General features: G+C 67.8%; 18 protein-coding genes. 6 read left to right on the plus strand and 12 right to left on the minus strand.

The features are described 5' to 3' along the window. Positions 1-139: 139 nt before the first annotated feature. Positions 140-802 carry a GntR family transcriptional regulator gene (locus HQ325_RS14560; RefSeq protein WP_222630514.1) on the plus strand — a complete coding sequence of 221 codons (663 nt, stop codon included), beginning with the start codon at positions 140-142 and terminating at the stop codon, positions 800-802. 39 nt (positions 803-841) lie between these two features. Here the strand turns inward: HQ325_RS14560 and HQ325_RS14565 are convergent, their stop codons facing one another. Beyond that, positions 842-2,128: an MFS transporter gene (locus HQ325_RS14565; RefSeq protein WP_222631091.1), complete on the minus strand. Its 1,287-nt coding sequence runs from the start codon at positions 2,126-2,128 to the stop codon at positions 842-844. A 452-nt stretch (positions 2,129-2,580) separates the two neighbouring features. Between HQ325_RS14565 and HQ325_RS14570 the strand changes: the two genes are divergently transcribed. Further along, on the plus strand, positions 2,581-4,851 hold the full coding sequence (locus tag HQ325_RS14570; protein WP_222630515.1) for a bifunctional diguanylate cyclase/phosphodiesterase: 2,271 nt from the start codon (positions 2,581-2,583) through the stop codon (positions 4,849-4,851). 17 nt (positions 4,852-4,868) lie between these two features. Here HQ325_RS14570 and HQ325_RS14575 read toward each other — a convergent pair whose 3' ends face one another. Beyond that, complete coding sequence (locus HQ325_RS14575) at positions 4,869-5,480, minus strand: histidine phosphatase family protein (RefSeq protein WP_222630517.1); 612 nt, start codon at positions 5,478-5,480, stop codon at positions 4,869-4,871. A gap of 99 nt (positions 5,481-5,579) precedes the next feature. On the opposite strand from HQ325_RS14575, the gene HQ325_RS14580 reads away from it, so the two are divergent. Together HQ325_RS14580 and HQ325_RS14585 are read left to right on the plus strand one after the other, a co-directional pair. After that, on the plus strand, positions 5,580-6,755 hold the full coding sequence (locus tag HQ325_RS14580) for an acyl-CoA dehydrogenase family protein (RefSeq protein WP_222630519.1): 1,176 nt from the start codon (positions 5,580-5,582) through the stop codon (positions 6,753-6,755). An 11-nt stretch (positions 6,756-6,766) separates the two neighbouring features. After that, a complete protein-coding gene (locus HQ325_RS14585; RefSeq protein ID WP_222630520.1) occupies positions 6,767-7,897 on the plus strand; it encodes an acyl-CoA dehydrogenase family protein in 1,131 nt (376 codons plus the stop codon). A 66-nt stretch (positions 7,898-7,963) separates the two neighbouring features. Here HQ325_RS14585 and HQ325_RS14590 read toward each other — a convergent pair whose 3' ends face one another. From HQ325_RS14590 to HQ325_RS14630, 9 genes are all read right to left on the minus strand, one after another. After that, complete coding sequence (locus HQ325_RS14590; protein WP_261778162.1) at positions 7,964-9,199, minus strand: YncE family protein; 1,236 nt, start codon at positions 9,197-9,199, stop codon at positions 7,964-7,966. A gap of 87 nt (positions 9,200-9,286) precedes the next feature. Next, positions 9,287-10,261 (minus strand): 2-hydroxyacid dehydrogenase, encoded by a 975-nt coding sequence (locus HQ325_RS14595; RefSeq protein ID WP_222630521.1) that lies wholly within the window; start codon positions 10,259-10,261, stop codon positions 9,287-9,289. Next, complete coding sequence (locus HQ325_RS14600; RefSeq protein WP_222631095.1) at positions 10,258-11,571, minus strand: enolase C-terminal domain-like protein; 1,314 nt, start codon at positions 11,569-11,571, stop codon at positions 10,258-10,260. Before HQ325_RS14600 ends, HQ325_RS14595 begins: the two co-directional genes overlap by 4 nt. 459 nt (positions 11,572-12,030) lie before the next feature. Beyond that, on the minus strand, positions 12,031-12,747 hold the full coding sequence (locus HQ325_RS14605; protein WP_222630522.1) for a sulfite exporter TauE/SafE family protein: 717 nt from the start codon (positions 12,745-12,747) through the stop codon (positions 12,031-12,033). 10 nt (positions 12,748-12,757) lie between these two features. Then, positions 12,758-13,789 (minus strand): dipeptide ABC transporter ATP-binding protein, encoded by a 1,032-nt coding sequence (locus HQ325_RS14610; RefSeq protein ID WP_308014423.1) that lies wholly within the window; start codon positions 13,787-13,789, stop codon positions 12,758-12,760. Then, the gene (locus tag HQ325_RS14615) at positions 13,761-14,780 is read right to left on the minus strand and encodes an ABC transporter ATP-binding protein (RefSeq protein ID WP_222630523.1); all 1,020 of its coding nucleotides are present in this window, start codon (positions 14,778-14,780) and stop codon (positions 13,761-13,763) included. The genes HQ325_RS14610 and HQ325_RS14615 overlap by 29 nt, the downstream gene beginning before the upstream one ends. Continuing rightward, positions 14,777-15,751 (minus strand): ABC transporter permease, encoded by a 975-nt coding sequence (locus tag HQ325_RS14620; protein WP_261778160.1) that lies wholly within the window; start codon positions 15,749-15,751, stop codon positions 14,777-14,779. Before HQ325_RS14620 ends, HQ325_RS14615 begins: the two co-directional genes overlap by 4 nt. An 11-nt stretch (positions 15,752-15,762) precedes the next feature. Next, positions 15,763-16,689 carry an ABC transporter permease gene (locus HQ325_RS14625; protein WP_222631099.1) on the minus strand — a complete coding sequence of 309 codons (927 nt, stop codon included), beginning with the start codon at positions 16,687-16,689 and terminating at the stop codon, positions 15,763-15,765. Between the two features lie 48 nt (positions 16,690-16,737). Next, a complete protein-coding gene (locus HQ325_RS14630; protein ID WP_222630524.1) occupies positions 16,738-18,285 on the minus strand; it encodes an ABC transporter substrate-binding protein in 1,548 nt (515 codons plus the stop codon). A 476-nt stretch (positions 18,286-18,761) separates the two neighbouring features. Between HQ325_RS14630 and HQ325_RS14635 the strand changes: the two genes are divergently transcribed. Further along, positions 18,762-19,676, plus strand: a complete 915-nt coding sequence (locus HQ325_RS14635; RefSeq protein WP_261778298.1) for a 2-hydroxyacid dehydrogenase — start codon at positions 18,762-18,764, stop codon at positions 19,674-19,676. Beyond that, positions 19,673-20,059 carry a universal stress protein gene (locus HQ325_RS14640; RefSeq protein WP_027504712.1) on the plus strand — a complete coding sequence of 129 codons (387 nt, stop codon included), beginning with the start codon at positions 19,673-19,675 and terminating at the stop codon, positions 20,057-20,059. Before HQ325_RS14635 ends, HQ325_RS14640 begins: the two co-directional genes overlap by 4 nt. Before the next feature lie 31 nt (positions 20,060-20,090). Here HQ325_RS14640 and HQ325_RS14645 read toward each other — a convergent pair whose 3' ends face one another. Continuing rightward, on the minus strand, positions 20,091-20,984 hold the full coding sequence (locus HQ325_RS14645) for a LysR substrate-binding domain-containing protein (protein WP_027504713.1): 894 nt from the start codon (positions 20,982-20,984) through the stop codon (positions 20,091-20,093). Positions 20,985-20,998: the final 14 nt, after the last annotated feature.

The raw sequence follows: 20,998 nt of genomic DNA on the forward strand, positions 1-20,998 counted from the left end.
GGCAGATGTGCGACGTGTCGAGCGGTGGTGGTGACCGTCATATATGTGCTCGGCAGTGATATATATAACGTCGACCGTAGCGTATACATGTGAGGTGCACCACCCCCGGTGTCGGATAATCTGAGCCGAGGAGGTCCGCATGATTCGAGTTCCGGAATCTCAGCGCGTGCGCGATGCGCTCGAGAACGCCGTCGTGGACGGGCACTACCGACCAGGCCAGCGTCTCGATCCAGCCCGGCTGGAGGAGGAGTTCGGGTGCTCTCGCACACCGATCCGCGAGGCTCTGCAAGCGCTGGAACGCTCGGGCCTGGTGCAGATCCGACCCAAACAGGGCACCTACGTGACCGAGTTGGGCATCTCGGAGGTGGCGGAACGCTTCGAGGTCATGGCGGAACTGGAAGGCATGGCGGCGCGGCTGGCCGCCGGTCGGATCGAGCGCGAGGCGCTGGCCGATCTGGAAGTGGCACTCACGGAGTGCGAGCACCATGCGATCAGTGGTGATGCCGACGCGTACTACTACGCCAACGCCAGGTTCCACGGCATCGTGAACGACTCGTGCGGCAACGACTACCTCCGCCAGCAGGCGCAGGCGCTCAAGCGCGTACTGCAGCCGTATCGACGGCTGCAGCTTCGCGTTCCGGATCGGATGCGGCGGTCCATGGCGGAGCACAGACTCATCGTCGATGCGATCGCCCGCGGCGACGCCGCTGCCGCCGAGAAAGCTGCGCGTGATCACGTGCTGGTCCAGGTGACGGAATTCAGCACCCTGGTCCGGACGTGGCGGCAACTGTCGGCGAGCTGACCCGCCCGCGTCCTCGCCCGGGGGGACGTGGGCGGTCGATCAGCTCTTCTGCAGTGCCGAGGGATGCGCCTCGGTGTCGACGCCGGGAACTCCGCGTCCGCGGATCGATGCGCCCGCGGTCTCGGCGACGAAGAGCAGCGCGATGAGGCCGACCACGCAGGCTCCCATCATGTAGAACGCCGGGACGAGGTCGTTGCCGGTCCGTTCGACCAGCCACTCGTTGGCCGCCGGTGCGGTGCCACCGAACAACGACGTCGACACGTTGTAGGCGATGGCGAAGCCGGCGAACCGCACGTGCGTGGGGAACATGGCGGGGAACGTCGCCGAGATGGTGGAGAGCTGCAGGACGTAGAGCAGGCCCAGCACGGTGAACGCGACGATGGCCCACCCGAAGTTGACCGTCATGAGCATGTACATCGGGATGGCGAAGATCAGCAGTCCGACCATCGAGACGAGCCAGAGCGGCTTGCGGCCCACCCTGTCGGACAGAGCACCGGCGAACGGGATCACCAGCATCATGGCGAACTGTCCGATGACGACGAGGAACAGCGACGACGTGCTGGACAGGCCGATCCGGCTCTCGAGGTAGGTCGGCATGTAGCTCAGCAGCGTGTAGTTGCAGACGTTGAGCGCGACGACGAGGCCCATCAGCGTGAGGATCGGTCGCCAGTAGGTGGCGATCAGTTCGCGGAACTGGGTGGACGTCTTGTGCTCGACGGCGTCCTCGGTCTCGAGTTCACGGAACACCGGGGTGTCCTCGAGCTTGGATCGCATGTAGAGGCCGATGAGTGCGAGCGGTCCGGCGACGAAGAACGGCAGGCGCCAGCCCCACGTGTCCATGAATGCGTCGGTGGAGAGCAGGTCGACGGCCAGGACCACGAGGGCACCGAGGGAGAAGCCGCCGAGCGTGCCGAACTCGAGGAAGCTTCCGTAGAAACCGCGCTTGCGGTCGGGGGAGTACTCGGCCATGAAGGTGGCGGCGCCGCCGTACTCACCGCCGGTGGAGAAGCCCTGGATCATTCTCAGGATCACGAGCAGGACCGGTGCCCAGAAGCCGATGGAGGCGTAGCTCGGAATGACACCGATCAGGAAGGTCGCGGTGCCCATCAGGATGATGGTCAGCGCGAGGACGTGCTTGCGGCCCAGACGGTCGCCCAGCGGACCCCAGACGAGGCCTCCGAGCGGTCGCACGAGGAAAGACACCGCGAAGATGCCCAGCGTGAGCAGCGTGGCGGATTCGAGGTCGTCCGGGAAGAACGCGCGGGAGATGTACGTGGCCGTGTAGGCGTACACGCCGTAGTCGAACCACTCGGTCGCGTTGCCCATCGCGGAGGCGCCGATCGCGCGCCTGAGAACTCCGGGTGGAGCGTCTTTCAGCGCCGGTGTCGGGTGGTCGACAGAACCTGATTCGGGAGTACTCACTCACCCAGACCTACCGAAGTGGTGGCCGATCCTCAGCATCGAGAGGGGTGATCGGTCTCTTCGTTATCGAGTCGTTACGGCCGCCGTGCCGGCGCGACAGTCGTGGTTCGGCACTGGAAACCGCCCCTCACCTGGCACTCTCGCGGACCGCCGTCGCCCGGATCGTGGTGCACCGGCGGAGGCATCCGATTCCGGGCACTCCCGGCCGTCTCGGTGCCGTCCGCCCCCGCACCGTCGCTCCCTCGGCGCTGCTCGTCTTTCCACTGCTCAGCTAGGTTGTGGGCGGATAGGTTGTGGTCGGACAGGTCGTGGTTCGGGGGACACGCTGACGCGCGGTGGTCGAGGAGGACGAGTCGATGGTGTCGACGCCCGTGCCGCCGCGATCGACTGCCGCTGCCGTCGGCCGGCCGCGCCTCGGCGGACCCCTCCGGTCGCCGGGCCGGTACCTCGCGGTGTCGTTCACCGTGGCCGCCGTGGTGCTGGCCGTCTACCTCGTCGTTCCCGCGTCGATACGGACCGGCGTCTTCGCGGTGGGTGCCGTCGGCTGCATGGTCGTCGTGTTGGTCGGTCTCCGGCGCAACAGCCCCACCGACACCTACGCGTGGCGGTGCATGCTCGGGGCGGCGACATCCTTCCTGGTGGGTCTGTCCGCGCGGAGCGTGCGTGACGATCTGCCCTCGGCGATCCGGCTGCTGCCGGAGGTGCTGGTGTTGCTCGGCTACCTGCTGCTCGTGCTCGGTATCGTCGGCTGGTCGCGGCGAGGGGGGAACTCGCGCTCCACCCCGACCATCATCGACGCGGTCCTGGTCACCCTGGGCATGACGTTCGTGTCCTGGGTGCTGTTGGTGGCGCCGGTGCTCTCGACCACGCGGGACGTGCCGTTCGTGGTGCTCAACGGGCTGTTCCCGGCGATCGACGCCGGCCTGTTCACCATGGCGTTCTTCCTGCTGCTGTCCAAGAGTCGCTTCAACGTGTCCCTGGTTCTGCTGGTCGCGGCTCTGCTCGTCACCATCGTGGGCGATCTCGGCTACGCGATCGCGACCGCCCGCTCGGTCGTTCCGCCGGCGGTCGTGCTCGACGCGATGTACCTGCTCGCCTTCGTTCTGCTGGCCGCCGCGTCACTGCACCCGTCGATGGCCCGGGTGGGCCGGACCGGCGGTGTGACCGCCGCGCTCACCCGGCAACGGATGACGGTGTCAGTCGCGCTCGTCGCCACCTGCGCTGCGCTCCCGCTCGTCGGCGACGCTGTCGGGACCGCCGACGTGGTGGTCCGTTCGACCTTCCTGGCCGTGATCCTGGTGGGGATGTTCGTCCGCGGCGAGCGGGCGCTGAGCCGGGTTCAGCGCAGCGAGGACAAGGCCCGCCACGACGCGACCCACGATTCGCTCACCGGTCTGCCCGATCGGTCGATGCTCGAGGCGATCCTGGAACGCGCTGCGCGCAGACCGTCCTCGTCTGCGTCGGCCACCACCGTGCTGTTCGCGGACCTCGACAACTTCAAGGTCGTCAACGACTCCTACGGACACCGCGCGGGCGACGAGCTCATCCAGGCCGCGGCGCAGCGCATCCGTCGCGTGGTCTCCGTCGACGAGAGCGTGGTGCGATACGCCGGCGACGAGTTCGTGGTGGTGGCGCACTGTGACCGGGCCCGCGCCGAGGACCTCGCGGAACTGCTCCTGGCCGCGTTCGCGGAACCGTTCGAGCTGAGTGTGGCGTCGCTGTACGTGAGCGTCAGCATCGGCATCGCCACCTCCTGCGGTCCGGCCGGGCAGGCGGACGATCTGGTCCGCGAGGCCGACACGGCGATGTACGACGCCAAGTCTCGCGGGCCGGCGGCGTACGCGTTCTTCGACGAGTCGCTACGTACCGCGGCGACCCGGTCGGTCGAGCTGGGCAGTGCGCTGCGCGGCGCGGTCGCGCGCGGGGAGATGGCGGTGCACTACCAACCCATCGTGTCGCTGCGGACCCACGACGTGCTGGTCTACGAGGCCCTGGTGCGGTGGAAGCATCGCGGCCGCTGGGTGGGGCCGGACGAGTTCATCCCGGTCGCCGAGGCCACCAACATGATCTCCGAGATCGGGACCTGGGTACTGGACACCGCTCTGGGTGATCTGGTGCGACTGCGGGCGGCGGGCGCACCGCGCATGTCGATGTCGGTCAATCTCTCGGTGCTGCAACTGCGCGACGAGCGGCTCCCGGACGTCGTCGCCGACCTGCTGGCGTCGCACGGCCTGGACGGGTCGGTGCTCGGGCTCGAGGTGACCGAGAGTGCACTCATCGCAGATCCGGTGGTGGCCAATCGAGTTCTCGCGCGTCTCGCCGAGCAGGACATCGTGCTGGTGCTCGACGATTTCGGCATGGGTTACTCCTCGCTCGGCCGACTGCGCGATCTGCCCATCACGGTCATCAAGATCGACAAGTCGTTCATCGATCGGGTTCCGGTCGACGACGCGTCGGTCTCCATCGTCACGGCCATCGAGGCCATGGCCACGGCGCTGACCATGCGCACCGTCGCCGAGGGAGTGGAGACGCAGGAGCAGGAGCGCATCGTCACCGAACTCGGCTGCACGTACGCGCAGGGGTATCTGTACGGGCGCCCCGCGCCCGTGGAGACGTTTCTCCCCTGACGGATCGGCCCGATGCGTCAGCGCAGCCGTCGGCTCCGGCGGACCGGGATCGAGTTGACGGTGCGGACCGACCAGCCGTCGTCGTCGCGCACGACGATGCTCACGCCGGCGTTCGCGATGCGCGGCGCGGGGTGTCCGGTGATGGACCGCAGTACCGCCCGGATGATGCCGCCGTGGGCCACGGCGATGACGGACCTGCCGGCGTTCTCGTCGGCCAGCAGGTCGAGTCGACGACGGCCCCGCTCGGCGAGCGCCTCGTGCGACTCGGCGCCCGGGTAGTCCCCGTCGGGCCAGTACGCCCACGCCTCGTAGCCGGTCATGCCCTCGGCACGTCCGAAGCGACGTTCCATCAGATCCTCGTGGTCGGCCGCACGGGTGAGCCCGATGACGTGGCCGATGATGTCGGCGGTCTCCGACGCCCGCGAGAGCGGCGAGCTGACGAGGGTGTCCCACGAGTCGTCGGCCAGTGCGGCGGCCGCCGTCCGGGCCTGGCTGCGCCCGATGTCGTTGAGCGGGATGTCGGAGGAGCCCTGCAGGCGTCCCTCGACGTTCCAGTCGGTCTCGCCGTGGCGCACGAGCGCCACGCGGACAGAGCTGTCCCGCGCGTGGGAGTCGGGGTGATCGGTCATGGTCGAGACCCAGAATATCGGTCGACGGCGCCCCTGTCCGAGCCTGGTTACCGGGGAGTACGGTGCTAATGATCAGCGAATGACGTCGAAAGGTCACAGATGAACCTGGCACTCACAGATGAGGAAGCTGCGTTCCGCGACGAGATGCGGACTTTCTTCCGTACCGAGATCCCTGCCGACATCCGCGAGCGGAACGCGGCAGGCGAGGAACTCGAGCGCGAGGACATGATCACGACGCTGCAGATCCTGAACAAGCACGGCATGGCGAGCCCGCACTGGCCTGTCGAGTGGGGTGGCAAGGACTGGACCCCGATGCAGCACCACATCTGGCTGGACGAGTTGCAGCTCGCGTCGGTGCCCGAGCCCCTGGCATTCAACATCTCCATGGTCGGGCCCGTCATCGCGACCTTCGGTAGCGAGGAGCAGAAGCAGAAGTTCCTTCCGCCCACGCAGAACCTCGACATCTGGTGGTGCCAGGGCTTCTCCGAGCCCGAGGCGGGATCGGACCTCGCGTCGCTGCGCACAGTCGCTCTGCGGGACGGCGACGAGTACGTCATCAACGGTCAGAAGACGTGGACCACGCTCGGCCAGCACGCCGACTGGATCTTCGTGCTCGCACGCACCAACCCGGATGCTCCGAAGAAGCAGGCCGGTATCTCGTTCATCCTGGTCGACATGAAGACCCCGGGCATCACGGTGCGCCCGATCAAGCTGATCGACGGCGGCCACGAGGTCAACGAGGTCTGGTTCGAGGACGTCCGCGTCCCCGTCGAGAACCTGGTCGGTGAGGAGAACGCGGGCTGGACCTACGCCAAGTTCCTGCTGAGCAACGAGCGCACCGGCATCACGCGCCTCGGCTTCACCAAGACCAAGCTGGCGCAGGCCAAGGCGCTCGCGGCCGAGACCACGGTCGGCACCGGCACGCTGCTCGACGATCCCGTCTTCGCTGCTCGTTTCGCCGAACTGGAGAACCAGGTACTGGCGCTGGAGCTGACCCAGCTCCGCATCGTGTCGAGCTACGTGTCCGGCAAGGAGAACCCGGCGTCGTCCGTGCTGAAGCTGCGCGGCAGCGAGCTGCAGCAGCTGGCCACCGAGATCTTGACGGACGTGGCGGGCCCCGATTCGCTGCCCTTCTCGGCCGGCACGGACTCGCCGACGCCGGTGTGGGCTCAGCGAGCGACCCCGACGTACCTGAACTTTCGCAAGACATCCATCTACGGCGGCTCGAACGAGGTGCAGCGCACCATCATCGCGTCCGGCATTCTCGGTCTCTAGGAGCGCACGACATGCAATTCGAACTGGACGAAGAACAGAAGCTGTTGCGCGACACGGTGCGCGACGTGCTCGCCCGCAGTTACGACAACGAGAAGCGCAAGGCCGCGGTCGGGAGCGAGCGCGGTTGGACCGAGTCGGTCTGGAAGCAGTTCGCCGAGCTGGGCCTGCTCGGCCTCAGTTTCGCCGAGGACGACGGTGGTATGGACGCCGGACCGGTCGAGACCTTCGCGGTGATGACCGAGATCGGACGTCGCCTCGCACCCGAGCCGCTTTTGGACTGCGTGCTGATCCCGGGTGGTCTGATCACCGAGGTCGGATCGACCGATCAGCGTCAGCGCATCCTGCCGGGAGTCGCGGAGGGGCAGACCCTTCTCGCGTTCGCGCATTCCGAGCCGGGCACCCGTTGGCCGGCGGCCGAGGTGTCGACGTCGGCTACCGAGGACGGTGGCTCGTGGGCACTGTCGGGTGTGAAGAATCCTGTGCTGCACGGTGACTGCGCCGATCACTTCGTGGTCAGTGCCGCCTTGTCCGGTGGCGGAGTGGGCCTGTTCCTCGTCGCGGCCGATGCCGAGGGACTCACCCGCAAGACGTACCGCACCCACGACGGACTGCGCGGCGCGTCGCTCGAGCTGTCGGACGTCGCGGGCGAACCGCTCGGTGACGGCGGCGACGCCAGTGCGGCCATCATCGCGTCCAACGTCCGTGCGCAGGCGGCTCTCGCTGCCGAGGCGCTCGGTGCGATGGAGGAGTCGCTGCGACTCACCACGGAGTACCTGAAGCAGCGCAAGCAGTTCGGCGTGCCGCTCGCCAAGTTCCAGGCACTGACGTTCCGTGCTGCCGACATGTACGTGCAGCTCGAACTGGCACGCAGCATGGCGCTCTACGCCACGATGTCGCTGGCCGACGGATCCCCCGATCCGACGGTCGCGTCGCGGGCGAAGTTGCAGATCGGACGCTCCGCCCGGCAGATCGGCCAGGAGTCGATCCAGCTGCACGGCGGAATCGGTGTGACGGACGAATACCCTGTGGGACATTACTTCTCGCGTCTCACCGCCATCGAGCACACGCTCGGCGGGGTCGACGACCACCTCCGGGTGATCACGTCGTCGCTGAAGGATCACGAGATGCTCGGCGTCTCCTAGCATCGCCTCGACGAAGGCCGGTCGCCCGCGTGGTGACCGGCCTTCGTCGTGTCGGGAATGTGGTGGTCAGCCGGTGATCGCAGCACTGACGACGCCGGTGCGCATCCGCTGCGGATGGTCGCCGACCGCAGCGCTGCCCACTTCCAGACCGGTGTCGAACGAGATCGCGGAAACCTTGTCGCTACCGGCCCACGACACGAAGCAGTACTGACCGTCGGCACTGCGCGTGGACCAGTAGGGCTTCTCACCGGACGTCACCAGCGGCCCCGCCGTCAGGGTGTCCCGCGAGACCACGGTGGCGTAGTCCGACATCGTTCCCGCGACGCACATCTTGGTGCCGGCGGTGTTCATCGCGATGCCGTGATGGGCCGAGTCGAGCAGGTAGGACTCGCGCGGAAGCGCCGCCGCCGCAGCGGTGATGGGGAGATCCGCCACCCGCGTGACCCGGTCCTGCTGCAAGTCGTACTCCACGATGCCGTGAAAGAAGGAGACCTGCAGGTAGAGGAAACGCTCGTCCGGTGAGAGCGTCATCGGCCGGACGGACGAACTCATGTCGGGGTGCCCGGCCTCGGCCAGCTTGCGCCCGATGTCGATCTGGCGCGTGACGGCCCCGGTGGTCCTGTCGTAGAGGGCGATCCAGCGCGGGAACTTGGTCGCGCCGAGAGCGGGCGCGTCGAGGGGTGACTCGACGCGGCCGATGCTCGCGTTGATGATGTATCGGCCGTCTTTCGTGTACACGTTCTCGTGCGGGGAAGTGCCGGTGGGGAATCTGCCGATCTCGCGGCCGTTCGCCGTATCCAGGATGTGCACCGTGTTGGCCGTCGAGGCCGACACCGCGACCTGGGTACCGTCGTCCGAGATCGCCATGTGATCGGCCCGCTGGCCGTCGACGGCGAACCGCCAATCGATCGCACCGGTTGCGATGTCGAGGGAAACGACGTCGGCGAAGCTGGGCCGCGAGACGATCAGCTTCCTGCCGTCCTTCGAGGTGTACATGTCGTCGGCGTACTGGTCGTGCCCTTCGCCCACCAGCTGCCGGATTCCGAAGTAGAACGCGGCACGCACCGGATTGCGGTAGATCTCCGCGAGGCGCTGTTCCTTGTCCGGCACGACGTTCAACCGACCCAGTCTGGTCAGGTTGCCGTCGGGGGTGAGGTAGTCCGCGGTCCCGTCCCAGTTGTTGGCCACGAACAGCACGTCGGTCAGGTCGGGTGCAGCAGCGGCCGGCGTCGCGACCGCGACGGTGCCCATCGCCGTGAGTGCCGCGGTGGCGATGGTGAGAAGTGTGGTGCGAACGGTCATGTGCGGCCCCCGAGAATGTCGTCGAGGTGCCCCGTGCCCCCGGCCGAATCAGAGTAACCGGAGCAAGGGGACACACGGGACGAACTGTCAGGTAACGGGATTCTTCACATCGACTCCGTCGGCGATGCGTCGGATGTTGTCGAGGACATCGCGACACCGAGCGTCGAAGGTGCGGCGAGTGATGCCCGACGAGTGCGGTGTCATGAGCACGTTGGGCAGTGCCCCGAACGGATGCGCACTCGGTTCGCCGTGCCCGTCGGGACCGGGGTAGTCGTACCAGACGTCGATCGCGGCAGCACCCAGGTCACCACGCGAGAGTGCTTCGTAGAGAGGACGTTCCTGCACCAGTGGCCCACGTCCGACGTTGATCAGAACACCCCGCGGTCCGAGGGCTCGCAGCTGCGCGGGACCGATCATGCCGCTGGTCGCTGTCGTCAGGGGAGCCGAGACGACCATGATGTCGGACTCGTCGGCCAGCCTGTCGAGCTCGCCGGTCGAGCCGGCCCAGTCCAGGCCATGGGCGACCGCGTCGACGGCACCGCGTCCTGTCACGGCCGCGCCGATGCATCCGAGGGTGCGCAGGAGCGACCACGAGCGCTGACCGATGTGGCCGAAACCGACGAAACCCACCCGCGCGCCGGCAGTGGTGTGGGGTTGGGGTAGCGCCTGGTCGTAGACGGAGGTTGCCCACACACCCTGTCGCAGAGCGCGGTCCTGATCGAGGAACCCGCGTCGGAGCAGGATCGCGGCGGCGAGGACGTACTCGGCGATCGAGTCCTCGTGATGGAACGTGTTCGCGACGACGGTCGTCGACGGAAGTGCTGCGCGCGCCACGTTGTCGACGCCCGCACCGACGACCTGGACGAGTCGCAGCCGCGTGCCGGCTCGCGCCATGGCGTCGGTGACCTTGCCGCCCACGTGGATGTCGGCATCGGCAAGATCGGCGATCAGAGCGTCCTCGTCGAAGCGTTCGTGCCAGGACAGCTCGGTGCCGTCGGGCGTCCCGCTGTCCAGGAATTCACGGTAGGGAAGCAAGTTCCGGTCGGCGACAACGACTTTCATGCGCGCTGCAGGGCCGGTCGCTTGCTGTCGAACGTCCAGTCCGGGATGAGGAACTGCATTCCCCTGGCGTCGTCGCGGGCGCCCAACCCTTCGCGTTCGTACAGCTCGCGTGCTGCCTCGACGCGCTCCATGTCGAGTTCCACGCCGAGCCCCGGTGTTTCGGGAACGGTCAGGTAACCACCGTCGATGGTGAACGGATTCGTGGTGATCCGCTGTCCGTCCTGCCAGATCCAATGTGTGTCGATCGCCGTGATGTCACCCGGCGCAGCGGCGGCGACATGGGTGAACATGGCGAGGGAGACGTCGAAGTGGTTGTTGGAGTGCGACCCCCACGTCAGACCCCAGGCATCGCACAGCTGCGCGACGCGGACCGATCCGTTCATCGTCCAGAAGTGCGGGTCCGCCAGCGGGATGTCGACGGCGCCGGACCGGATCGTGTGCCCCATCTCGCGCCAGTCGGTGGCGATCATGTTGGTGGCGGTCGGGAGTCCGGTGGCGCGCTTGAACTCCGCCATCACCTCGCGGCCGGAGAAGCCGCCCTCGGGCCCGACGGGATCCTCCGCGTAGGCGAGGACGTCCCGCAGACCACGGCACGTCTCGATCGCGTCCTTCAGGAGCCATCCGCCGTTGGGGTCCAGGGTGATCCGCGCAGAGGGGAATCTTTCCGCGAGCGCACGGACGGCATCGGCCTCCTGCGCTGCGGGAAGGACACCGCCCTTGAGCTTGAAGTCCTGGAAGCCGTACTTCGCCTGTGCGGCTTCGGCCAACGCGACGACGGCATCAGGCGTCAGTGCTTCCTCGTGCCGGATGCGGGACCAGGCGTCGGCGGAGCTGCCCTCGTCCGAGGGGGCGCGGTACGCGAGGTCGGTCTTGGTGCGGTCGCCGATGAAGAAGAGGTAGCCCAGCGCCTGCACCTTGTCGCGCTGGCGGCCGTCGCCCAGCAGGGCAGCGACACTGACGCCGAGGTGCTGACCGAGAAGATCGAGCAGGGCGCTCTCCACCGCGGTGACGGCATGCACCGCGATCCGGAGATCGAAAGTCTGGGCACCGCGTCCGCCGGAGTCGCGGTCGGCGAACGCATGCCTCATGGCGTTGAGAACTGCGTGGTAATTGCCGACCGATGCATTCTCGACCAGAGCGCGAGCATCCTCGAGGCAACGCCGGATCGGTTCTCCGCCGGGTACCTCACCGACACCGGTACGGCCGTCGGAGTCGGTCAGGACCACCAGGTTGCGAGTGAAGAACGGTGCATGCGCGCCACTGAGATTGAGCAGCATGCTGTCGTGGCCGGCGAGGGGCATCACCCGCATCTCGGTGACGACAGGCGTGGCGCTACGGGTACGAGGAGTTTCGGTGGCGGTGCTCACAGAAGAAGGTTAAGTCGCGCGATCCATTCCCGTCCAAGACTATTTGTGGATGCAGCGATGCTCAGCGGGTATCGGTTCGGCGGCCTGGAAGTAGTGTGCACACGCTTGCCGTGAGGTGCACACCTCGTCCAGTCGGCCGTAGAGGGTGTGCGCTCACCACGAAGGGTGTGCGCTCGCGGAGGAGTGTTGCGTCGGCGGAGTGCACCTTGTCCAGTCTGCTGTAGAGGGTGTGCGCTCACCACGAAGGGTGTGCGGCCGCTGCGTCGCGCGCTCCGCCGATGGAGTGCACACACCTGCCGTGAACCGCACACCCCGTGCAGTCGGCAGTAGAGGGTGCGCGCTCACCAGAACGGGTGTGCGCTCCCCGAAGCGCGAGCGCTGCACCCACCGCAACCCGACACCTCACACCACGGCATCGACGAGAAGCACGAGCGCACCACCCGCCGAGACGACGATGGACGCCCATCGCAGCCGCCGACGGTCGAGTGCGCGGTTCACCCAGCGCGAGGCCACGTACCCGAGCGCGACGACGGGCAGGAGCAGGGCGCCGGTCGCCAGGGAGTGCGCGTCGAGGGAGCCGGTGACCCCCAGCGCGGCGAGCGACATCAGGGAGCCGATCAGGAAGAAGCCGCTCATGGTGCTGCGCAACGCGGCTCCGCTGCTGCCACTCCAGATGAGCGCCATGGGTGGTCCGCCGATGGAGGTGGCGGTGCCGAGCAGTCCGGACGCGGCGCCCGCGGTCATGAGCGATCCGCGTCGGGGTGTCGGCGACCAGCCGATCGCCGTGGCCACGACGCCGAACAGCACCACCGCGCCGAGCAGAATGGAAACTCCCCGCTCGGGCAGCGCGACGAGCAGCGCGGCGCCGGCGATCACGCCGGGCACCCGTCCCACCAGTGCCCAGCCGGCCCCGCGCACGTCGATGCTCGTGCGCTCCCGCACCACCACCAGCGCGGTGAGCGCGGTGGCGAGCAGGATGATCGTGCCGGGCACCATCCGCGGATCGATGATGGCCAGGATGGGCGCCGCGACCATCCCCATCCCGAAGCCGATGGACGACTGGAGACACGACGCCATGAAGATCGCGACGCCCACGACCAGCCATTCGAGGCCGGTCACGCGAGCACGGTCATACGGCCACGGCGTCCGATCTCGGGTGGTGGCACTCGGCGATGTGCAGGTTCCCGAGACGCCCGACCGACGGGGGGATGCCCGTGGCGCAGACGTCCGTCGCGTGCGCGCACCGCGTGCGGAAGCGGCAGCCCGACGGCGGGTTCAGAGGCGACGGTACCTCTCCCTCCAGGAGGATGCGCGAACGCCGGGTCGAGGGATCCAGCGTCGGGGCTGCCGACATCAGTGCCTCGGTGTACGGGTGCGTGGGGTGGTCGAAGACGTCGTCGGTCGGACCGGTCTCGATGATCCGGCCGAGGTACATCACGGCGACCCGGTCGGCGACGTGCCGCACCACCGACAGGTCGTGCGAGATGAAGACGTAGCTGATGCCGAGCTCCTTCTGCAGATCCGAGAGCAGGTTCAGCACCTGCGCCTGGACCGACAGGTCGAGAGCCGAGACGGGCTCGTCGCACACCACGACACTCGGATCGAGTGCCAGGGCCCGGGCGATGCCGAGACGCTGGCGCTGACCACCGGAGAACTCCTGCGGGTAGCGGTGCTCGTCGCTGGGACGCAGACCGACGAGGTGCAGCAGCTCCCGGACGCGGGCGGCGCGGTCGCGCTTGGTCTTGTACATCGTGCGATGCGTGTGCCACGGCTCCGAGATTATCTCCGCCGCCGACATCCTCGAGTTGAGCGATCCGTACGGGTCCTGGAAGACCATCTGGATCCGCCGACGCCACGCGAGCAGTTCCGTGCCCTTCAGACCGAACGGATCGACGCCGTCCCACGACACGGTGCCCGTGTCGGGTCGTTCGAGCATCATCAGCGTGCGCGCGAGAGTGGACTTGCCGCAGCCGGATTCACCTACGAGGCCGAGGGTCTCGCCACGTCGCAGCTCGAGGTCGATGCCGTCGAGTGCCCGTAGTTTTTTGTGGCCGCCGCTGCCGGCGGCGACGTCGAACGTCTTGGAGACTCCACGGACCTGGAGCAACGGTGCGGCCTGCGTGGCCGCGGCCTCACTCGCCACTGTCGTCGTAACGGACACCGGACACCTCCTCGGGGAAATGGCATGCGGTCGCACGGCTGGTGCCGGCGACACTGCGGAGCTCGGGGCGCTGCGCGACGCAGACGGCGCGCGCGATGGGGCATCGGGCCTGGTACACGCATCCCGGTGGGATGGAGTGCAGATCCGGCGGGGTGCCGCCGATGGACTTGAGGTGCTCGCCGCGCACGGTGGCGACGGGGACCGAGTCGAGCAGTCCCTTCGTGTACGGATGCTGCGGTGAGCCGAACACCTCGGCGACGGGCCCGGTCTCGACGACGGTGCCGGCGTACATGACGGCGACGTCGTCGGCTTCCTCCGCGACCAGGGCGAGGTCGTGCGTGATGAGGATGACGGCCATGTCGTGCTCGGTGCGCAGGTCGCGCAGCAACGACATGATCTGCGCCTGCACGGTGACGTCGAGAGCGGTGGTGGGCTCGTCCGCCAGCAGCACGGTGGGGCCCAGGGCGACGGCCATCGCGATGAGCAGGCGCTGACGCATACCGCCCGAGAACTGGTGCGGGTAGGAGTCGGCGCGAGACTCGGGTTCCGGGATACCGACGCGCTCCATCAACGAGATCGCCTCGACACGTGCAGCTTTCGCTGACATGCCGCGGTGGATGCGGAACGGTTCCGCCAACTGTGTGCCGACGGTGTAGACCGGGTTCAGCGCTGTCAGTGCGTCCTGGAAGACGATGGCCAGCTCGGTCGCGGCGATGCGGCGGCGGGTCTTGGAGTTCGCCGTAACCAGGTCGGTGTCGCCGAGCATCACGGTTCCGTCGACGACGTCGGCGATGGGTTCGAGCAGACCGACGAGGGCCTGGGCGGTCATGGACTTGCCGCAGCCGGACTCTCCCAGCAGTGCCAACGTGCGACCACGTTTCGCGCTGAAGGAGACTCCGTCGACCGCGCGGACGGTGCCGGACGGGGTGCGGATCTCGACGGTCAGGTTGTCGACGTCGAGCGCGGTGCGGGCGAGAGCGGGAGCACTCATCGGCGTGCCTTTCTCTTCGAACGCGGGAGGGTGAGGCGCCAGCGCTGCGCCGGGTCGGTGGCGATGCGGGCCCACGCGGCGAGCACGGTCGCGGACACCGTCGTAATGACGATGGCGAGGCCGGGGAAGAACGACAGCCACCAGGCGCTCTGCAGGTAGGTGCGGCCCTGCGAGACCATCAGGCCCCAGCTGATGTCGGGTGGCTGGATGCCGATGCCGAGGAAGCTCAGGGACGACTCGGCGAGCATCACGAAGCAGAAGTCGAGCGTGGCGACGGTGAGCAGCGTCGGCAACAGGATGGGTACGACGTGACGACGGATCACCGCGCCGCTGCCGGCGCCGAACGTGCGGGCCGCGTCGACGAAGACGCGGGAGCGCAGCTCGGCACTCTCGGCACGGGCGGTGCGCAGGTAGATGGGGATGCGGGTGATGGTCAGGATCAGCACGATGTTCGCGGCGCTGGGGGAGAAGACGTAGAGCACGACGACGGCCATCAGCAACGACGGGAAGCTCATGATGACGTCGGCGACGCGCATGGCGGCGGTCTCGCGCCAGCCGCGGTGGTAGCCGGCCCACATGCCGATGATCGAGCCGATGATGCCGGACAGGATGACTGCGGGGATCGCGACCGACAGCGTGGTCCGGCTGGCGAGGATGAGGCGCGCGAGCATGCTACGACCGAGCGGATCGGTGCCGAGGATGTTCATGAAGCCGGTGTCGAGGGAGAACGGCGCCAGATTGGATCGATCGAGGTCCTGACGGGTGGCGGCGTCGCCGACCAGCATGGGACCGAAGATCGCGGTCAGGAAGACGAGCACCAGGATGCTCGCCGCGATGGCGGCGACGCGGTCCCGCAGCAGCAGACGCCACAGCGGCATGGAGGTCGTGCGCGAGGGCGCGGAGTCCGGGGTGGGCGGCAGTACCGGGGGAACCGGAACGCCCGAGCTGTCCTTGCTTGCTTCGAGTGTCATGGGTGTACCTCTCAGACCTTGGCCTTGTCGCGAACCCGTGCGTCGAGCAGCGCGTAGCACGCGTCGATCACGATGTTCAGAACGAAGATGCTCACGGCCGTCAGGAGGACGGCTGCTTGGAGGACGGCGAAGTCGCGCTGCAGGATCGCGTCGATCATCAACTTGCCGATGCCGGGCCACCCGAAGATGGCCTCGACCACGACGGCGCCGTTCACCAGGCCGACGGTGAGGTCACCGGCAACGGTCAGGGCCGGAGCGGCGGCGTTGCGCAGGGCGTGATGGGTGACGACGCGCAGGTCGCCGGCACCCTTGCTCCGTGCCAGCCGGACGTACGGGGCGGACAGGGCGGACACCATGGCTCCGCGGACGACCTGGGTGAGCACGCCCAGCGGACGGATCAGCAGGGTCGCGATCGGCAGGATCCAGGCGGCAGCGCCGCCGGTTCCGGAGGTCGGCAGGACACCGAGCACGACGGCGAAGATCCAGACGCCAGTGATGGCGAACCAGAAGTCGGGGATGCTCGCGGCCGTCATGGACAGCAGGCTCGAGAACCGGTCGGCGAGAGAGTTGGGACGATAGGCGGCCCAGCAGCCGATGACGATCGAACCGATCACGGCAAGGAGCATCGTGACGAACGCGAGCTGCAGAGTGGCGGGGAAGGCGCGCAACGCCATGGTGGACGCGGCTTCGCCCGTCCGGAGCGACTCGCCGAAGTCGAGGTGCAGCACGCCGCCGAAGTAGTCGGCCATCTGTGCCCACACGGACTGGTCGAAGCCGTTCTGGGCGGCGAACGCCTCGCGCTGGGCGGGTGTCGCCGACTCGGGAAGGTAGAGGCTGGTCGGATCACCGGTCAGACGAGCGAGGAAGAAGACGCCGATGAGGACGACCAGGAGTGGGACGAGGCTGGTGTAGACGCGGCGCCGGAGAAAAGCGAACATGGCGGTCATCCCCTCTCTGTCGACGTGGGTTGCTGGTCGGGGTCGTGATCAGTCGGTCGCATCGGAACTCCGGGTCATCTCGGCCAGTCGCATCTCGTCGACGGTGGCGGAATCGGGGGTGTAGTCGATGCGCGGGTCCTTGGCCAACACACCGTTCATGTGCGCGATGTACGCCATCTGCGTGATCTCCTCGGGCTCACGGGCGAAGAGATCGGCGAACGCGGTCTGTCGCTCCTCGTCGGTCAGCGATTCGGCCTCGTCGATTCCCTTGTCGAAGTCGGTTGTGCCGTAGGAGCTCTGGAAGCCGTCGCTGCGCATGTACTGATCCATCGTGAATGCGGCGTCGCCGGCCTGATTGCCGTGCTGGATCACCAGCAGGTAGGGCCCGACGTTCGGGAACGGCCGTTCCTGGAACTCGGCGGTGGCCGCCGTGTCCTTCATCTCGATCTTCACGTTCAGGCCGATGCCGGCCAGCGCGTTCTGGATGACCTCGACGGTCTCGTTGATCTTCGGGAACTGCCCGGTGCGGCCGATGAGCCGGATCTCGGTGTCGACGGGAACACCGTCGGCGCGGGCCTCGTCGATCAGGGCCTTGCCCTTCTCCATGTCGTACGGCCACGGGGTGAGCTCGTCGTTGTAGCCGACGACGCCGTCCGCGATCAGTTGTGCTGCGGGCGAGCCCATTCCGCGGAACAGCGCCTTGACGATGCCGGAGCGGTTGATGGCGTAGTTGATGCCTTCCCGCACACGCTGGTCGTCGAGCGGCGGTGTGGTGGCCTGCATCCGCAGTGCGGTGGTCTCGTTGTTCGGGAAGGCCACCCCCAGGTCGCCGGCTCCGTCCTCGGGGCCGAGACCGGTCGCGATGTCCGCCTCGCCGTTGGTCACCATCGCGGCGCGGACGCTGCCCTCGGTACGCCACTGGTAGACGGCCCGCGTGAATTCAGGTGCGTCGCCCCAGTAGGTGTCGTTGCGCACCAGGGAGAGTCGCTGACCGTAGTCCCACGAGTCGATGCGGTACGGGCCGGTGCCGATCGGCTCGCGGGTCCGCTCGGCGCTACCGACCTCGCTCTTGACCATCTCGATGAACGAGAGTCGAAGCGGCAGAATCGGATCGGGCGTCGGCGACGCGACGGTCAACGTCGTCGGATCGACGGCGCGGACGGTGAGGTCGTCGTCACCGAAGACATAGCCCTCGACGTTGCAGGCCAGATCCGAGTTCACGGCGCGATCGACCGACACGGCGGCGTCCTCGGCGTCGAACGGTGTGCCGTCGCTGAAGGTGACGTCGTCGCGCAGGCGGATCGTCCACTCGGTGTCCGACGTGCGCTCCCACGACGTGGCGAGCTTCGGTTCGAGGTCACCCGTGGTGGGGTCACGCTCGATCATGGGTTCGGTGATGTTGGACCGCGTGACCACGCCGATGGCCGTCAGCGAGACATCGCACGGCTCCAGGGTCGGCGGTTCCTGCGGCAGCACGATCCGGACGGTGTCGGGACTCGCGGCGTCTCCGCTGTCCGAGTTCGCGACGGTGCATCCGGTGAGGAGTGCGGACGCGACGATCACCGACACCAGGGATGTGGCGCGGGTGGATCTCATGGATTCCTCCAAGCTGAGGGGGCTTCGCCGGGTGCGAGGTGTCGGGGCTGACGACGCACGCCGGGGTGGGGCCGATGGACCGCCTGTGACGGTAGACACACGGTAGGAGTGGGGGGAGTGACCGTCAACAGACGATCGGCCGGGAAATCGCAGTTCGGGGCCGATTTCGGGCTCGCCGTGACGGCGTCGAGCGGTCCGCATCACACTGCCGAGGCTCTGACCTGCTGCGTCACGAGAAGACACGATATCAATACCGGAAGAGTATGGATCCATGCTAATTGCGTGTTGGACCGGTATTCGTCGGCCGACATACGATCACCGCAGACGATGGCCGTCGCTCCCGGTGGCCGTCGCACGGTGAAGGAGGCGGCATGACCGACGGTGGAACGCCGAGCTCGAACGGATCGCGATCGAGTCCCGTTGAGGCGCAGCAATTCTCGCGCGTTCTCCGGGTCGGCGGACTCAAGACGTCGCTCATGGAGACACTCGAGGCCGGCGGCGCGCTGGTGCTGCCGGACGACGATCGCGACGATGTGTTCGGCCGGCACGCCGACGAGATCGTCGCCGTCGTGACGTCCGGCCGGGTCGGCGTGAAGGCGGACCTCATGGACCGCCTGCCCGCGCTGCGCGCGATCGTCCACTTCGGAGTCGGGTACGACGGCACCGATTCCGAGGAGGCCCGCCGCCGCGGGATCGGTGTCAGCAACACTCCGGACGTCCTCACCGACGCCGTCGCCGACACCGCCCTCGGGCTGCTCATCGACACCCTCCGCGGCTTCTCCGCCGCCGACCGCTACGTGCGTGCGGGCCAGTGGACCACCAAGCCCATGCCGCCGTTGGCGCGGCAGGTCAGCGGATCTCGGGTCGGCATCCTCGGTCTCGGGCGCATCGGCGGCGCCATCGCGCACCGCCTCGAGGCCTTCGGCTGCACCATCGACTACCACAACCGCAACGTCGTCGAGTCGAGTCCGTACCGGTACCACTCGTCCCCGCGCGAACTCGCTGCGGCAGTGGACGTTCTGGTCGTGGCCGCAGCCGGCGGACCGGAGACGCAGCAGCTCGTCGACAGGGAGACGCTGGACGCACTGGGGCCGGACGGCTTCCTGATCAACGTGGCTCGCGGCAGCGTCGTGGACGAGGACGCCCTCGTCGAGGCGCTGCAGAGCGGACGGTTGGCCGGCGCCGGGCTCGACGTCTTCGCCCACGAACCCGAGGTGCCGGACGCGCTTCGCGCCCTCGACACCGTGGTGCTGCTTCCCCACGTCGGGAGTGCCACGGTGCAGACTCGCGCCGCGATGGAAGCACTCACCCTCGAGAACCTGAACTCGTTCCTCGCCGACGGCACGTTCGTGACGCCGGTCTTCCAGCCCGATCAGAAGGAGACCCGATGAGCGTCGTCGTGGGATATGCGGACACCGTCGAGGATCGCAACGCACTGCCGTTCGCGTTCCGCGAGGCCAAGATGCGCGGTACCGACGTCACGGTCGTGGTCGACGGTGATCGCAGTGCGGTGGACGAGCTGATCATGGCTGCCCGCACCGACTCCGGCGCCGACGGCGTGGCGGCACGGGTGGCGGAACCGGTACCCGGCCGCTCGCATGCCGACAACCTCGTCGACATGTCCTACGAGCCGGACGTCGAGCTCCTCGTCATCGGCGTGCGTCGCCGCTCACCCGTCGGAAAGCTGTTGCTCGGCAGCCTGTCTCAGCGTGTCCTGCTCGACGCACACTGCCCGGTCGTGGCCGTCAAGCCGCCGGTCGAGGTCGCGCACTAGTTCGCGAACGCAGCAGCCGCCGGCCGTGATCTCACTGCAGTGAGGTCACGGCCTTCACGTCCGTCAGCACACGGTGCAGGGCGGGGTTCGCGGCGTCGTGACGCCACGCTGCGTTCAGTCGCACGGGTTCCTCAGTGCTGGAACGGATTTCGCGGAACACGACACCCTCGGTGTGCATCGTGCGCGCCGACGCCGGCACCAGGGCGCAGCCAAGGCCGGAGCTCACGAGCATCAGCATGGTGTGCACCTGCGTCACGTACTGCACGTACCGCGGCGTGACCCCGGCGACGGTGAAGGTGCTGATGAGGAGCTCGTGGAAGTAACGGGCATCCACCGGCGAGTACATGATCACGGGTTGATCGTCGAAGTGCGTCACGCTCAGACGCTCCACGTCGAGGAGTTCGTGCCCCTCGGGAAGGGCAGCGACGAGTGCCTCGCGGTGGATGGGCCGCGTCAGGATTCCCGGTCGCGTGACGGTGGGACGGACCAGACCGAGATCCAGTTCCCCGCTCGCCAGGGCGTCGATCTGAATCGACGACACCATCTCCCGCAGCACCAGTTCGACGTCCGGCAGAGCCGCGCGCACGTCCGAGAGCAGCCGCGGCAGGACGGCGTGCGCGGACGCAGCGGTGAAGCCGATGACGACCGTGCCCAGATCACCGGCAGGGACGCGCTTGACGGTCAGTGCGGCGCTCTCGGCCAAGCGGACTATCCGGCGGGCGTCGGGCAGGAACGCCACGCCGGCGGCCGTGAGGGTCACCGAGCGTGACGTCCGGTCGATCAGCTGCACGCCCAGTTCACTCTCGAGCTGTTGGATCTGCCTGCTGAGCGGGGGCTGGGTCATGTGGAGCCGCTCTGCGGCTCGGCCGAAGTGCAGCTCCTCCGCGACGGCGATGAAGCACGTCAGGCGCGAGAGCGAGAACATCGGCTCAAGATAGC

The sequence above is a fragment of the Rhodococcus sp. BP-349 genome, from assembly GCF_019835845.1.
Lineage (GTDB): Bacteria > Actinomycetota > Actinomycetes > Mycobacteriales > Mycobacteriaceae > Rhodococcoides.